This is a genomic window from Candidatus Poribacteria bacterium, from assembly GCA_021295715.1.
GTDB lineage: Bacteria > Poribacteria > WGA-4E > WGA-4E > WGA-3G > WGA-3G.
This window is the reverse complement of record JAGWBV010000097.1, coordinates 1-16235: the sequence shown is the minus strand read 5'-3', so window position 1 is coordinate 16235 and position 16235 is coordinate 1. Positions and strand designations below refer to the sequence as shown.

Sequence of the window (16235 nt, the reverse complement as noted above, 5' to 3'; positions counted from 1 at the left end):
CGCTTTGGTCCTTTCCAAGAGGGCGGTTTTTCCTCCCAAACCTAAAGGATTGGGATTCCAAAACCGACAATTCCCTTGATAAAGAAAAACAGGAGGATTGCAATGAAACTAACGTACTCAGGACATAATTTAAAAATTACGGATGATATTCACGCTTATATCCTCAAGCGTGCCAATAAAATTGAGTCGCGTTTCGACGGGATGCAAGAACTAAATGTTGTTCTCAAATCTGAGAAAAACCGGTTTGATGCTGAGATGATAATGACAGCACCACGCGTGTCATTCTATGCAAAAAGTGAGACGCATGAGATCCTCTCTGCTCTGGATACTGTTACAGAGAAAATAATCAGCCAGGTCCGACGTTACAAAGACCGGGTGAAAGATCGCCGAAACAATGCCCCCCATCGGGAGGTGGTGGCGCGGCTCAATCCAGAAGAAATGGAAACACTTCCGGACGTTGAAGGAATTGATGCTCCTGTCGTCGTGTCAACACAGGATAAATTCGCATCCAAACCGCTGACGCTCGCGGAAGCCACAACGGAACTTCAAGCCTCGAATTCCGGATTTCTTCTGTTTTTAAATGCTGAGACGCGACAGGTAAACCTGCTTTATGAAATGACAAAAGGAACATATGGATGGGTGGAACCCCTCTTTGCCTAACGGTACCACTCGCAAAATAGTCGTTGCTATCGGTTCTCGGCTGTCAGCAGCGAACCGCAAGGTTTTTAAGGAAAGGAAGCGGACAGCGTTGGATACACCTTTCGCCCCGTTGGGGTTGAAACACATCGAACATACAGGTTGATTTTCTAAAATTGACACATAGGGGGCAAGGTGACCACGCCCCTAAAAAGGCTGAATAACCGTAGCCTTCAACAATACGCAGAAATCCGCAGAAACGCCCAAGCAAAAACACGCAGGCGGATATGAGGAATGGACATCAAAGTTCTAACGGACGTTGTTTTTCCGAAGGAAAATTAAAGACATGACAAATCTTCCAAAAATCTATGTCCCTCAGGAAATTGAGGGGAAGTGGTACCAACTTTGGCAGAAAAACGACTACTTTCACGCAGAGGCGACCTCTGATAAGCCGTCTTACGCGATTGTCATACCTCCACCGAATATCACAGGCAGTTTACATATAGGACACGCCCTCGATAATACGCTCCAAGATTGCCTCATCCGATGGCGACGCATGCAAGGTTATAACGCCCTCTGGATGCCGGGTACCGACCATGCTGGTATTGTCACCGAAATTATTATGGAGCGAAAACTCGCTGAAGAAGGCACCAGCAGAACCGAGCTTGGACGAGAAAAATTCATCGAACGGATGTGGCAATGGAAAGATGAATCCGCCGGATATATCGTTTCTCAGCTCCAACAACTCGGATGCTCCTGTGATTGGGAGCGTGAGCGTTTTACACTCGATGAAGGTTTGTCGAAAGCCGTCCGTACCGCTTTTGTCAAACTCTACAATCAAGGACTCATCTATCGCGATACGTATATGGCAAATTGGTGTCCACACTGCAACACCGTTATAAGTAACCTTGAAGTTGAACCGATTGACATAGACGGAAACTTTTATCACATCCGCTATCCGGTTAAGGACAGTGATGTCGTGCTTGAAATTGCCACGACGCGTCCGGAAACGATGTTAGGCGACACCGCCGTTGCTGTACATCCTGAAGATGAACGTTATCAACATTTGATCGGAAAAACAGCTCTCTTACCACTCTGCGACAGAGAAATTCCGATAATCGCCGACATGTATGTGGATACAGAATTCGGAACGGGTGCCTTGAAAGTTACACCCGCACACGATACCAATGACTATGAAATCGGCGGACGGCACAATCTTGAGCAGCTCACGGTTTTTACGCGAGATGGATATATAAGCGAAAACGCACCCGATAATTACGTCGGCTTATCTCGATGGGATTGCCGCAAACGTGTCGTCGAAGATCTGCAGAGCTTGGATTATCTCGTCAAAATTGTCCCGCATCGGCATGCCGTTGGACATCATGATCGATGCGGCACGGTCGTTGAGCCTGCTATATCACTGCAATGGTTTATGAATGTGCGTCCACTCGCGCAGCGCGCCATAGAAGCAACAAAAAAAGGTGAAGTCAAATTTATCCCAGAGCGCGAGACTGCTCGCTTTTATCATTGGATGGAGAACATCGAACCCTGGCCCATCTCACGTCAACGCTGGTGGGGGCATCAGCTTCCAATATGGTATTGTAACGCATGCGAAGCAGTCACCGCTGGCATGGAAACGCCTCAGCAGTGCGAATGTGGTGCCTCCGATTTTCGACAGGATGAAGACGTTCTGGACACATGGTTCAGTTCTGGGTTGTGGCCCTTCTCTACTATGGGATGGCCAGAAAACACTGAAGAACTGAAGACTTTTTATCCGACCTCTGTCCTTGTAAGTGGTTGGGACATTCTTTTCTTTTGGGTCGCAAGAATGATTATGCTCGGATTAGGGTGTATGGACAAAGTCCCGTTCCGCACCGTTTACCTGCATGGACTTATTGCCGATGAAAAGGGTCAGAAAATGAGCAAATCGAAGGGAAATAGTATTGATCCGTTAGGGACAATTGACACCTACGGAACGGATGCCTTCCGCTTTGCTCTCGTCAATGCGAGCACCCCAAACCCTTATGTCCCTCTGCCGGAAGCGCAGATTGAGGCAGGTAAGCGATTTGCTAACAAAATTTGGAACGCAGCCCGATTCATTCTGATGAACTTGGAAAAACATCCTGTGCCCCTAAAAATGGATGCCGTAGAAACTGAACAGGAAACGTTAGAAATCGCTTGGATACGGAGCCGTCTTAGCCATACCATCGCGACAACAACCGATGCCTTTGAAAACTTTCGTTTCCATGAAGCCGCACAAACACTCTATGCCTTCCTTTGGCATGAATTCTGCGATTGGTACCTGGAATTTGCCAAACAGCGAATCTCAAAGAATCAACCGGAAGCACTTTGGGTAGCAGCGGATGTTTTGGAACAAACGATGCGACTCCTCCACCCTTTGATGCCTTTCTTGACCGAGGAGATTTGGCAACAACTCCCGCACGGTGGTGGCAGAGGCGAATCCACCGAAACAGGTTCAGTAACAGTTTCCTCATGGCCAGAATCAGCAGGTGAAAATCCGGCAGCAGAAGCTACTATGGCGACACTTATGGAAGTCATCGAAAATATCCGAAGTATCCGAGGCGAGTTAAATGTTCCCATCGGTGCATCCGTAGAGGTGCATATCCAATCACCAAATGTTGAGGTGCGTGAACGACTTGAAGCATACTTGGCACAGTACCTACCAGCCTTCACACGCGTAGCAGACATCACGATCGCTGAATCTCTGTCCAAACCCCGTGCTTCGGCAGAAGCCGTTATCGGCGATCTTGCTATCTACATCCCGCTTGCCGATATAATTGATCTGGATGCCGAACATGCCAGGCTTAGCAAACGGCATCAGCAGGTGGTTAAAGATGTCGCGGCAGCACAGAAGACTTTAGAGAATCCGAATTTTATTCAGCGTGCCCCTGAAAAAGTCGTTGCACAAAAGAGAGAATTACTTGAACGGCTGCTGACGGAACAAGAAAAATTAGCGCGAAGCCTCGCAATGCTCACTGAGTCGGGAACGGAAGAGTAAAATATCAAGAAAACCGTAGCTCGTAATGAAATGGAGAGCGGATATAAGCAACGCACTTCAATGTCGAAACGCTCGTTGTTCCTCCGCAAGGAATAATTAAGAAAAGGAATAATTAAAGAGTGGCAATTGAAAATAATGACAACTGCTTTGTTTGTGGTATGAAAAATCCATTCGGCTTTCAGGTAAAGCCTGAAATTAAGAATGGAGGCGAATTCGTCCATATTGAATGTACACCCGCTGAGCATTTACAAGGGTGGGCAAACGTTCTCCACGGTGGTATCCTCAGCACGCTATTAGATGAAGCGATTACCTATGTCGGGATAAGCACCTTTGATCAACCCGCGGTAACAGCGCAGCTCGAAGTCCGTTTTCGCAATCCGGCACCGACTTGTGTGAAACTCCATGTATGTGCAGAGCGTATTAAGGTTTCAAAAAGGTTAGTGGAAGCAAAGGCGGAAATCACGCTTAGCGATGGCACCCTTATCGCTATTGGTGCTGGTAAGGTAATGCCGGTCAACGAAAGTTTCGCACCTAAGGCACCCGTCTGAATGCCTTGAAGCTCTCCAACGGGAAGCCATATCTATAGAGGAACGGTGACCAGATTCAGTATTATAAAAAATGGAAAATCCAACATCTGCGGTAAATCCAGAGAGTCATTCAAGTTGGGACACGGATGTTCTCATCGTCGGTAGCGGTGCTGCTGGATTGCGCGCGGCTCTCGCTGCGAGCGAACACACGAGTGTGACCTTAATCACGAAAACCACGCTGACAGAGAGCAACACACACTACGCCCAAGGCGGCATCGCAGTTGCTATGAACCTTGATGACACGATTGCCTTGCACATAAAGGATACCTGTGCAGCTGGGGCGGGTCTCTGTAATGTCAAAGCCGTTGAGATGATGGTATCCGAAGGCATCCCACGCGTCGCTGAACTGCTTGACTGGGGTGCGAACTTTGATTGGGAAGGCACACTGCCCCGTTTTACACAAGAAGCAGCGCATAGCCGCCGCCGTATTGTCCACAAAGGGGACGCAACGGGACGTGAAACGACGGATGTCCTCATTCAACGTGTACTTAACACTGAAAACATCCATGTCCTACAAAATACGTTCGCCATTGATCTCCTGACGGACGCCGAGGTCACTGAAGAGCGTCAGGAAACCGTCACATGCTACGGTGTTACCGCAATTGTGGACGGGCAAGTAGTTTCTATTCGTGCCAAAGCCACGATTCTTGCAACGGGAGGACTTGGACGCGTTTACCCGTGTACCTCCAACCCAAAAGTGGCAACCGGCGATGGGTTCGCTGCAGCGTGGCGCGCTGGATGTGAAATGGTTGATATGGAATTCGTCCAGTTTCATCCAACAACACTCTACTTAGATGGTGCTCCCAATTTTTTAATCTCAGAAGCAGTTCGTGGTGAAGGCGGTCAACTCATCAACATTCGTGGCGAACGTTTTATGGAGAAATACCACGAGAAGGGTGAACTTGCACCGCGCGATGTCGTCAGTCGTGCTATCCAAATAGAAATGGAATTAACAGGCTTTCCATGCGTCTATCTTGATATTACACATAAACCTGCCGAGTTTATCCTCGAACGATTCCCGACGATCTCCGATACCACCAAACACTATGGATTGGACATCAGCGTTGACTTAATTCCGGTGCGTCCCGGTGCCCATTTTATGATGGGAGGTATCCGCACGAACACCGATACGGAAACCAACCTCGAAGCACTCTATGCGTGTGGCGAAGTTGCCTGCACGGGTGTACACGGTGCGAACCGTTTGGCAAGCAATTCTCTTCTGGAATGCCTCGTCTACGGCGCGCGTGCTGGCACAAACGCTGCAGCATTCGCCTCATCGCAGCCTGCTCACTCACCAGATGTGTTACACCCCGGTAATACGGGGACATCTCAGGTGCCGCATGTTGAAACAGATTTAGCTTTTATAGAGGCGGTACAGGATGCAATCCGCGAGACTCTCTGGGAAAATGTCAGTATTGAACGAAACGGCGAGGGTTTAGAACAAACCCTCGCCGAGTTGCAAGATTTAACCACAAATTTAGGGAACGTGCCAGCCACACCAGGACCAGGTGATATAGTACGGATTGAGGCAGTCAATATGCTCAATGTTGCCTTGATGATAACGGAATCAGCACTTGCGCGAACCGAAAGTCGTGGGGCACACTACCGTGCTGATTTTCCGACACAAAACGATAACGATTGGCACCGCCGCATCCTCATGACGCGTGGCAAACTATCAGAAGTGGTCCCCTTGGGAATGGCTGTCGGGAGTTAGGCATTAGTTAGGCGTGTGGCTATTGCAAACGTTTCTAACTTCGATCTGTGGCTGATAGCCAGTAGCCGACGGCTGATAGTCATTCTTCTAAAAGCCTTCTAATCGTTTTTGTACGAGTCCTGTTGCCGAATTCACGGCTGGCGGCTCGCTTGCATTCTTATAAATTTCTACATAGTGATCGTAACTGTCAATCACCTTCTTGATATGAAGTCGAGTTTCTCGAATAGTAATTTTTTCGACAAATTCATCAATATCTGCGATATTTTTGGATGCGACCCACCGTTTCATCCGTCCAGGACCGCCGTTATACGCGCCAGTCACCAACATCGCGTTGTCATTGAACAGCGAGTTAAGATATCCGATGTACTTTGTCCCCATCTGAATATTCACATCGGGCTGCTTGAGCATAGAGGTGCGGAAGCGGCGGATTTTGAGCTGCTGCGCGAGTTCCCTTCCAGTAGCGGGCATAATCTGCATCAACCCGATCGCGCCTGCCCAACTAACTGCCCCCGCATTGTATCGGCTTTCTTCCAAAATCATTGCTGCAATTAAGAAGGTGTCCACATTATACAATTTTGCATATTTCTCGACAGTATTGGCATAATAGCGCGGATAGAGTTTCCGATGAAGCTTCTCTAAATCCGCTCGCGTTGCGTTTGCGAAAGCAGAACTCTCAAGAGACTGTTCAGTCACCTTTCGTGCCTTATCGTACATCGCGAGACCTTCATAACAGGTAATCAAACTATAAAAACACTCGCGTTCAGAGAGTGGCATTGTGTTGATATGCTCGTTTAACTGCGCAATTGCGTCTTCATAAAGCCTGAGTTCCATCAACAGTGACACCTGTTCTGGGCATGCCTGACGCTCCGGTAATTCCGCATCCTGAATAGCCTTCGGTTCCAGCTCAGATGTAGCCACACCTAAAATCGCTTTTGCTCGTGCTGAGTAGTACCAATATCGTGATTCTGCCACTTCTGTGTACAACTTTCGTGCGAGTGCGGGTTTGTTCTGTCGTTCGCGTATCTTTGCCATCCAAAAGTGCGCACCCATCGCATAACGATTGCCGGGGAAATTCTCCTTCAAGCCTTTGAAGGCGTTGTAACTCTCCTCGTAGCGTCGTTCGTCGAAACGATGCCAGCCAGTTCGCCACGCTGCAACATCAGCGTATGGACTTTTTGGCGCGACCTTGATTAAGCGCGAATAAGCATCAATAGCTAACTCGGATTTGCCCTGTTTTTCGCGGAGCTGCGATATATCGTACAATGCGTCGTCTACCAACTCGCTCCATGTGTATGTCTTCACAAAATTCTCAAGTTTGCTGATAGCGGTTCTAATATGTCCTTTCCGACGATAACACTGCGCTATTTGATAAGTCGCTCGCGTGATATACTCGTTTTTATCACCGAGCGCAATGACTGCATTGAACTTCTTAATTGCTGTGTTGTACCACTTACGTCCCTGATAACTCTTTCCAATAAGATAGAGCGCATGTGCTCGTAAATTCAAATCCTCAGTCTTAGGAATTAATTCCAAGTCCGCTACGGCGGATTTCCACTGTTTATGAGAAAGAGATACCAAGCCACACTGAAGTCGGTCGGTTGGGGTAAGCTTTAGTGTTTTATTCGCTCTTACAAGTCTTTTAAGTCGAGCAACGGCATCACGAGCAACGCTACCTGAATGATTTGCCGTAATGAGTTCGCGATACGTGTTGAATGCTGTAGAAATGTCACCGAGTTCCTCATTGCAGCGTGCCAAAGCAAAACGTGCTTCTCGGGCATAGCGAGGCTGCTCAATGAGTTCGACCAGTACAGATTTTGCGGACGCATACTGCTTCTTTTCCAGATGAAGTTGTGCTAAAGCCCACTTCGCCTCCACGAGATAGAAACTCGTTGGGTAATCCTCGGCAAGCTGTGTGTACCACTTTACCGCCCGCGTGCTATTATTCATACCTTCGTAAAGTCGTGCCAAGCGATAGATGGCATAATCTGCCAACGGATAACTAACCGAAGCGACTCGCGCGTAATGTCCAACTGCCTTCGGACGGTCGCGTAGTTTTTCATAGTTATAGCCGAGTGCATGATGGATCTCACGCTTTTTCGGCTCAGACAGATCGGTTTGCAATAAAGCCTCAAGTTTCAAAACTGCTTTTTTGCGGTCCCCTTTATCAATCAAGGCGAAGGCTTCTTGCCACGCAGCACTGTGTTCTTCATCAGCTGAAGCCGACACCCCGATAGCGAAGCATCCATAAGCCAACGCGAGTAGACTTAAAAGTAATTTTCGGATTATGATGGAATATAACGCAGTTCCCGAACCTGATTTATTATTGGGCTGAATTCGGTTTCTGCTAAAAGACTTCATATATTTCATTTCGCCCTTTTTGGGATCCTCCTACTGTGAGTTCCTGTGGATTTCCTTGAAATAAACATAGATTTTTCCGAATTCTCTTATCATAATTAAATTGTAACGTCTCTTAAAGGCGAAAAGCAACAAAAAAAGCAACAATGACATTTCGTCTCGCGAATTCCAGAAATCGCTTGCCAAATTCGGATATGTTACGCTATACTTAATCGCAACTTAATCGCCTGAAAGGAGAAATGGTAAATGGAAATTGTAGCACTTGGGAAAACAGGTTTAAATGTTTCACGGCTTTCGATCGGAACCGGATCGAACGGCTGGAATGGTCGTTCAAATCAGACAGATTTGGGATTTGAAGCTTTACGGGACTTACTCCTGTTCTCACACGAAAAAGGTGTAACGTTTTGGGATTCCGCAGACCAGTACGGGAGCCATCCGCATGTCAAAGCAGCACTTCAAGAGGTTCCACGTGAGAGTGTCACTGTCACTACAAAGACAACCTCCCGCACGCGAGAAACTGTGGAAGCAGATGTGAAGAGATTTCTCAAAGAGATAGATTCTGACTATGTAGACATCGTCCTACTCCACTGCCTCACACAAGTAGACTGGCCACAACAGTACCCAGATGCGATGGAAGCACTCGCTCGTTGCAAGGAGCAAGGATTGATTCGCGCACACGGTGTATCCTGCCACGATTACGGTGCCTTTCAAACATCAGCGATGACAGAATGGGTTGATGTTGTCTTGGCTCGGATTAATCACGCCGGCGTTAGCATGGACGCATCCCCCGCTGATGTTATCCGCACAATGGAGCAGATGGCATTCGCTGGAAAAGGCATCTATGGGATGAAAGTGCTCGGACAGGGAAAATTGGCAGAAAATGCGACCAGTCAACGCGAGGCAATCGAATTTGTGATGGGACTCCCGTGCGTACACGCAATGACTATCGGTATGACCTCGGAGAACGAAGTGGAAGCAAACGTCGCCGTCGTTAATGAACTCTCGGAGAAAGGCATGTAAAGTAGGACTTGCGCAGGCTGCTTTTCTGTGGCATCACCTGTTGGGTTGTGTCAATGACCCCGTATGCGTTTTTTTGCCGGTTTGTCCTCTCAGCACACGTGCTACCCTCAAAATTGCGTAAGTCCTGAATTGGCGATGAGTGGGCAATAAGAAGTTTTCGTTAGACCCAAAGCAGTAGCCTGCAACAATACGCAGAAATCCGCAGAAACGCCCAAGCAAAAACACGCAGGCGGATATAAGGAACGCACGTTAATATCGAAATGCATGTCCTTCCTCCGCAAGGTATAATTAAAAATCCGCAAGGTAAATTAAAAATATGGAAAAATATGAGATAGTTATCGGTTTGGAAATCCACGCCGAATTATGCACAGAAAGCAAACTTTTCTGTAATTGCGCTTATACCTTCGGGGCATCGGCGAATGACTGTACGTGTCCAATCTGTTTAGGGATGCCGGGGACATTACCGGTCATCAATAGACGTGCTGTTGAGTTTGCGATTCGTGCTGGTTTGGCGATGGAATGTGAAATCACAGCTTCCAGTAAATTTGATCGGAAGAACTACTTCTATCCAGATTTGCCGAAGAACTACCAAATCTCACAATATGACATTCCGTTGTGTCAAAACGGACAGGTAACGTTTGAATTTGAAGGCGAACTCCGCACTGTCGCCCTCCGTAGAATTCACTTGGAGGAGGATGCGGGAAAATCCATTCACGCCGAAGTTACAGGTGATCCAACCCGTAGTTTCATGGATTTCAATCGTGCCGGTGTGCCACTTCTTGAAATTGTGAGCGAACCGGAATTGTATTCTCCCGCGGAAGCCATCGCTTATTGTCGTGCAGTTAAGGAAATTTTAGAGTATATTGAAGTTAGCGACTGCAACATGGAAGAGGGGAGCCTGCGATGTGAGCCAAACCTCTCTCTACGTCCCAAAGGTAGTAGAGAATTAGGAACACGCACTGAAATTAAGAACAAGAACTCGTTCCAAGAATTAATCGAAGCAATGGAATACGAGGTGAAACGGCAGGCTCGAATTTTAGACGCTGGTGAGGAAGTTGTCCAAGAGACACTCCTGTTTGATGCCAGCACGGGCAAGACTGTCGCCATGAGGGGTAAAGAGGAAGCTGACGACTATCGCTATTTCCCTGAACCCGATCTCGTTCATGTCCAGGTAAGTGATGAGTGGGTTAAGGAAGTCCAACCGTCCCTTCCCGAACTCCCTGCTGCCCGCCGAGAACGGTTCATTTCGGACTACGACATCTCGCCCGAAAACGCAGAATTCCTGACAAGCACCCGACCGCTTGCTGAATTCTTCGACGAAGTCGCCCGACTCAGCGGGGAACCCACTGCTTGTGCAAACTGGATCATGGGAGACCTAACGCGGCTTCTAAACACAACCGAAATTGAGATCCAAGGTGCGAAGGTCACACCAGCACACCTCAATGAACTCATCCAGTTAATCGGAGATGCAACCATCAGCGGTAAAATCGCCAAATCTGTGCTTGACGATGCCTTTGAAACGGGCAAAATGCCGAAACAGATTGTCGATGAAAAGGGATTAGCGCAGATTACGGACACTTCAGAGATAGAATCTATCGTCTTACAGGTGGTGGAGGAAAACCCCGGTCCCGCTCAAGATTATCGTGATGGCACGAAGAAAGCGATCGGGTTTCTCGTAGGGCAAGTGATGCGTGCCACTCGCGGCAAGGCAAATCCGCAACTCGTAAATCAGATTTTGACGCGGGTTTTGTCGACAGATTGAGGCTTTCCAATGAATATAGCCGAGTTAACTGCGGCGCGATCTGGAGGATTTCCGATCCACTCTTTCGTCACTGTTTAGACAAAACCCTTGACCTTCAAAGAGGAGTTTATTATGAAATTATCAGAAAACCAAGAATGTCAAGTTGAGTTTGATAGTATTGTAAGTTGGGTTGAAGGGATTTTCCCTGTAGGGGCAGTCCCTTGTGGCTGCCCACTTATAGATAATACGTTAATTGTTAAAGTATCAACTGATGTTAAATGCAATATTAGGGACGCTGCCAACATTGCCAGAAAATTAAGAGTATGCACTTCAAAGTCATTGTAAGTCCATTTAATAATACAGATTCCGAGGTATCAAAAATCGAATCGTTAAATCGTGAGTTTGGAGTAGAAGCAGAAGGACCTGATTGAGAAATACGGCTACATAGATACAAACGGACGTTCATCCCTATACTGCACTGTCAATAGCACACCAAACAATCAGGGACTTTATGTGAAAATTGAGCAAGAGGCGGTCAAACTTTATCACGTAGATGGGTCCCTTATTGCCGAGTGGGCTGGCGAAAACTTAATTAATAGTTTCATGAAAAAGATGCCTGCTCTGGTTATTGTTTACGCAGATGCCCGGACCAATTCAGAAGAGAAAGAAAAGTTTTGGTTTAATGAAGCATTTTACCTAACACAACCAAATGAAGGTAATTTACTGGATTTGGTTAAACAGGATATCATTGTCGTTGATGTGAGAATGCATCTGAGAGAAAATGGATCAGTGAGAAATCACGGCACTGCTTTTAGAATTGACGAGAGATTTTGGAACTTATGCTTTGGTAATCGGGAAAAACTAATATGAGTGCGGATGATCTGAAATACAAGGATGAATCTTGGGACTTTCGGGAGGCTGATACAAAAGAGTATACCCACTGTTTTCACACCTATCCTGCCATGATGATCCCGCAAATCGCACGGAAACTCCTTAATCAATCTGGAGTAGAAGGCGGATGGCTCCTCCATCCCTATTGTGGGACCGGTACCTCTCTGGTTGAGGCATCTCTGTTTGGTATGCATAGTGTTGGGTGTGACATTAATCCGCTCGTGCGTCTAATAGCAACCACTAAATCGACTCCTATTTGTCTATCCACTTTAGACAAGACCTTGAATAGATTGCATGATCATCTCTTTCAGGTTGAATTCCAATCGGGCGAAGTGCTTGATGTTCCAATCCCTGACATCATTAATCTGGCATACTGGTTTTCTGAAGATGTTATCAAATCCCTCGCTAATCTACGGGCTTGGATTAGCAAAGTAGAAGATGAAGCAGTGCGAAACTTTATTCTCGTTGCTTTTTCAGAGACCGTTCGAGAGGTTTCCTATACGCGAAACGGGGAATTTAAATTATACCGTATGTCAGCGAAGAAACTTGAGAATTTCACCCCAGATGTCTTTGGCATCCTTCGTAAGAAACTCAGCAGAAATCGGGGCGGTTTGGCAGCGTTTCTTGAAGAACGGAAGAAGGTTGAAGCATCAGTGTCCGGTGCAAATACGGTTCAAGGTGAACTCCCAATGCCTCGACCGATCGGTGGTTATGACTTAGTGATTACATCGCCTCCCTATGGAGACTCACACACTACCGTGGCGTATGGACAATTCTCGCGACTCGCAGCAGAGTGGATAGGTTTGCCGAATGCTCGTAAAATTGACAAACTCGCAATGGGCGGGCAGCATACAAAAGAAATATTAAGGGATTCACCGGTAAAAGAGGCTATTGCAGAAATTGTATCTGTTGATGAGAAGCGTGGGTGGGAGGTATCGGCATTTTACGTAGACCTTGGACGTAGCATTAATTCAGTAGCACAAGTTCTTTCACCGACTGCTACAATTTGTTATGTTGTCGGAAATCGACGAGTCAAAGGAGTTATGTTGCCGACAGACGCATTTATTGTCTCTGCTTTCCGTCAGCATGGATTTATCCATAAGGAAACAATCGTCAGGAATATACCAAACAAAAGGATGCCAAAGAAAAACAGTCCCACCAACGTTGCAGGCAAGACCTCTACAACAATGCACGAAGAAAACATCGTCATTTGTCAGAGGACAACGCAGAATCACATTTGAACCGGCCAAAAACCCGATTTTGACAACGGAAAAATCGGTGCAAAAACCCAACCGTTAAAAAAATGTCTGTAGGACAGATTACCCTCACATCCGTAACAAAGCAATTCGGGGACACCGTCGCAGTTGACGATGTGTCTCTACAGATAGAAGGCGGCGAGTTCTTTTCACTGCTGGGACCGAGCGGGTGTGGAAAAACGACAACGCTCCGTATCATCGGCGGATTTGTATATCCCACCACCGGAGAAGTATTCATCAACGGCGAACTGATGGCGGAAATGCCACCCTATCGCCGTCCAGTCAATACCGTCTTCCAAAATTACGCCTTGTTCCCTCACAAAACCGTTGCCCAGAATATCGCATTTGGGCTGCAGATGAAAAAAGCCACCAAAGCAGAAATCTCTGATGCCGTTGAACGCGCATTAGATTTAATTCAGCTGTCGGGTTACGGTGACCGGAAACCGAGTGAACTCTCTGGCGGTGAGAGACAGCGTGTAGCACTGGCGCGTGCGCTAATCAATGAACCCACCATTCTGTTGTTAGATGAGCCACTCTCAGCACTCGATTTGAAACTCCGAAAACAGATGCAATCCGAACTGAAAGCACTGCAGCGCAAAGTCGGTATCACGTTTGTTTATGTCACACACGACCAGGGGGAGGCACTGGCACTCTCCGATCGGATTGCGGTGATGAACGATGGTAAAATCCTCCAAGTCGGAACGCCTGCTGAAATCTACGATTCGCCACAGAACCGTTTCGTCGCAGACTTTATCGGCACCACCAACTTTCTTGAAGGGACACTGGTCAGCCAGAACGAAATTATGCTGACAACGGCACCACCTCTTAAGATTGTCGGCACACTGAGCAACAACATGCCCATAGACACACCTGTCACTGTGGCGATCCGTCCAGAACGCATTGACTTGAGAATGACCTGCGCTCCTGATGTTGCGAACTGCCTAAGAGGTGTGATTCAGGATGAAAGTTACCTTGGTACAACACTTCAGTATGCCATCAAAACCGATTACCCGACCCCACTTATTGTCCATCAACAGAACACAGGCGCAGGAAATATACATCGCTTTCAACGCGGCGATACGGTCTATCTACAGTGGACTCCTGAAAACGCAATCGTTTTGAAAAGCGACGAAGACTAACCTCCAGACAACGGCAGTCTGACCTTCCCATTGTCACGCTGCTGTGAGGTTAAGAATCCGATGATAATCTGGACAACTTTATACCCCTCGGTTCCAGGCGAAACAGGTTCGCCACCCTCTGTGATAAGACCCACTAACTCTCGGGGACCCGCAGGAATACCGGTAATGTCCCACGTTGGTGCCTCAATTGTCTCAACAACATCGTCCTGATGGAGGGTTGCGCCCTTGTCACTGATGAGAATATAACCGTTGGTGCCAACAATCTCGACGCGGAACCCGGAGAGGGTTGTCTTTGGACCACCAGCATAATAGCCGCGCACACCGTTCGCGAAGTGGATATATCCATGTGCTGATGGTTCGGTTGCCGGAACGTGTCCACCATCGCCTTTATATTCGTTGTAGTCCTCGTAGCCGTCTTCTAATTCAGCAGAGACCCACTCCGGATCTGAGTCAGCGAAGTAGCAGATAGCATCAACAAGGTGTGTTCCATTGCGGAAGAGCATCGCGCGACCCCCGCTCAGGGTACCAATGACATACTGGACATCTCCAATGCGTCCGCCATCGACGACAACATCTTTGGTATGCCGCCACAAAGGCTGCCACCGACGGGTATGGTCAATCGAGAGGATCGTCCCGTTCCGATCCGTTGCTTCCAACATCCTATCTGCATCTGCGATGCTGGTAGCCATCGGTTTTTCACAGAAGATACCCTTTACACCGGCATTGGCTGCGTCAACAACAAGGTCAGCATGCCGATGATCGGATGTCGCCACTGTAACGATGTCCAAATGCTCGGCAGAGAGCATCTCTTGATGGTTGGTATACAAGGCGATGTTGCCCCAGGTATCCTGATATTTTTCCTTGAACGCATCCAATGTGCTTTGCACAAAATCGCAGCCAGCGGCTAATTCAACGTTCGGCATACCCACTAATCCTGATACGTGTGTTGTGCCGATACCGCTACATCCAATCACTCCAACGCGTAAATTTGCCATGTCCATATCCTCCGCTATCCTGTTGCTCCAAACTATGAGAAACCGAAAACGAGACTGCTATATGATTCACTGTTTTGTCATGGGACGATTATATACCGTGCCGAATTAGAAGTCAAATTTTTTGTGGGAATCGGAAGGTAATCCAGTAAAACGATTTGATATGAATCACAAATTCGGGTAAACTATATAGGTAAGATCAATGAATTTTCTATAGGAGCTAAAAAATCATGGCCAGAATTATTGCCAATCCCGGAATTCTCGGTGGAAAACCGATTATTGAGGGCACACGCCTTAGTGTGGCACATATATTGGGATTATTGGCAAGTGGTATGTCCAATCAGGAGATTATTGCAGACTATCCAGATTTGACTGAAGAAAGCATTCGGGCGGTATTGTCCTACGCTGCACGGGCACTCCAGAATGAGATTGTGATTGATGTTGTCTCCCACCGAGACGGTGCACCATAATAATGTTACCACCACTTGTTGCTGATGCAAATATTGCTTATGCCGTTGTTGAGTTCTTGCGGTCGCAAGGTGTTGATGTGCTCTATGTTCGTGAAGAAGGATGGCAGTTCTATGCTGATCGAGACATTCTCGCGAACGCTCACGCAATGCACCGCTTTGTTTTAACGCATGATTCCGACTTCGGGAAACTCGCTGTCTATTTGAAACACCCGACTACGGGGATTATCCATCTGCGACCCGGTGGTCGTCCATCAGTCGAAGTCATCGCAGACTTACAAGCACTACTCAAAATGCAGGGGGATTGGACCCCGCCTTTGATTGCCGTTTACCTAATCTTCCGAGACTAAAGCCCAATTCTTTAGATTTGGGATACAGTCTCGCCCTATTGAAATAGACGAAACGCCTAAAAAAGAGT

General features: G+C 47.4%; 14 protein-coding genes. 12 read left to right on the top strand and 2 right to left on the bottom strand.

All coding sequences use genetic code 11. The features are described 5' to 3' along the window. The first annotated feature begins 102 nt into the window (after nt 1-102). From raiA to nadB, 4 genes are all read left to right on the top strand, one after another. Nucleotides 103-660 (top strand): ribosome-associated translation inhibitor RaiA, encoded by a 558-nt coding sequence (raiA, locus tag J4G07_19165; protein ID MCE2416108.1) that lies wholly within the window; start codon nt 103-105, stop codon nt 658-660. A 322-nt stretch (nt 661-982) separates the two neighbouring features. Continuing rightward, nucleotides 983-3655, top strand: coding sequence for a valine--tRNA ligase (locus J4G07_19160; protein ID MCE2416107.1), 2673 nt, complete (start codon nt 983-985; stop codon nt 3653-3655). A gap of 119 nt (nt 3656-3774) precedes the next feature. After that, nucleotides 3775-4203 (top strand): PaaI family thioesterase, encoded by a 429-nt coding sequence (locus tag J4G07_19155; protein MCE2416106.1) that lies wholly within the window; start codon nt 3775-3777, stop codon nt 4201-4203. Between the two features lie 70 nt (nt 4204-4273). Next, nucleotides 4274-5956, top strand: coding sequence for an L-aspartate oxidase (gene nadB / locus J4G07_19150; GenBank protein ID MCE2416105.1), 1683 nt, complete (start codon nt 4274-4276; stop codon nt 5954-5956). Nucleotides 5957-6043: 87 nt separating this feature from the next. On the opposite strand, the gene J4G07_19145 is transcribed toward nadB, so the two are convergent. Next, nucleotides 6044-8323, bottom strand: coding sequence for a transglycosylase SLT domain-containing protein (locus J4G07_19145; protein ID MCE2416104.1), 2280 nt, complete (start codon nt 8321-8323; stop codon nt 6044-6046). A 234-nt stretch (nt 8324-8557) separates the two neighbouring features. Here J4G07_19145 and J4G07_19140 point away from each other — a divergent pair, with 234 nt between their 5' ends. The 6 genes from J4G07_19140 to J4G07_19115 all read left to right on the top strand — a co-directional run bounded on the left by J4G07_19140 (nt 8558) and on the right by J4G07_19115 (nt 14358). Next, on the top strand, nt 8558-9331 hold the full coding sequence (locus J4G07_19140; protein MCE2416103.1) for an aldo/keto reductase: 774 nt from the start codon (nt 8558-8560) through the stop codon (nt 9329-9331). A 316-nt stretch (nt 9332-9647) separates the two neighbouring features. Next, complete coding sequence (gene gatB, locus J4G07_19135; protein MCE2416102.1) at nt 9648-11093, top strand: Asp-tRNA(Asn)/Glu-tRNA(Gln) amidotransferase subunit GatB; 1446 nt, start codon at nt 9648-9650, stop codon at nt 11091-11093. Between the two features lie 111 nt (nt 11094-11204). Next, a complete protein-coding gene (locus tag J4G07_19130) occupies nt 11205-11417 on the top strand; it encodes a hypothetical protein (GenBank protein MCE2416101.1) in 213 nt (70 codons plus the stop codon). Between the two features lie 78 nt (nt 11418-11495). Further along, the gene (locus tag J4G07_19125; protein MCE2416100.1) at nt 11496-11942 is read left to right on the top strand and encodes a hypothetical protein; all 447 of its coding nucleotides are present in this window, start codon (nt 11496-11498) and stop codon (nt 11940-11942) included. Further along, a complete protein-coding gene (locus J4G07_19120; protein ID MCE2416099.1) occupies nt 11939-13204 on the top strand; it encodes a DNA methyltransferase in 1266 nt (421 codons plus the stop codon). The genes J4G07_19125 and J4G07_19120 overlap by 4 nt, the downstream gene beginning before the upstream one ends. Before the next feature lie 62 nt (nt 13205-13266). Then, on the top strand, nt 13267-14358 hold the full coding sequence (locus tag J4G07_19115; protein ID MCE2416098.1) for an ABC transporter ATP-binding protein: 1092 nt from the start codon (nt 13267-13269) through the stop codon (nt 14356-14358). Here J4G07_19115 and J4G07_19110 read toward each other — a convergent pair. Beyond that, nucleotides 14355-15353, bottom strand: a complete 999-nt coding sequence (locus tag J4G07_19110; GenBank protein ID MCE2416097.1) for a Gfo/Idh/MocA family oxidoreductase — start codon at nt 15351-15353, stop codon at nt 14355-14357. The genes J4G07_19115 and J4G07_19110 overlap by 4 nt on opposite strands. 227 nt (nt 15354-15580) lie before the next feature. Here J4G07_19110 and J4G07_19105 point away from each other — a divergent pair, with 227 nt between their 5' ends. Both J4G07_19105 and J4G07_19100 read left to right on the top strand, forming a co-directional pair. Further along, on the top strand, nt 15581-15820 hold the full coding sequence (locus J4G07_19105; protein MCE2416096.1) for a DUF433 domain-containing protein: 240 nt from the start codon (nt 15581-15583) through the stop codon (nt 15818-15820). A gap of 2 nt (nt 15821-15822) precedes the next feature. Continuing rightward, nucleotides 15823-16167 carry a DUF5615 family PIN-like protein gene (locus J4G07_19100; protein MCE2416095.1) on the top strand — a complete coding sequence of 115 codons (345 nt, stop codon included), beginning with the start codon at nt 15823-15825 and terminating at the stop codon, nt 16165-16167. Nucleotides 16168-16235: the final 68 nt, after the last annotated feature.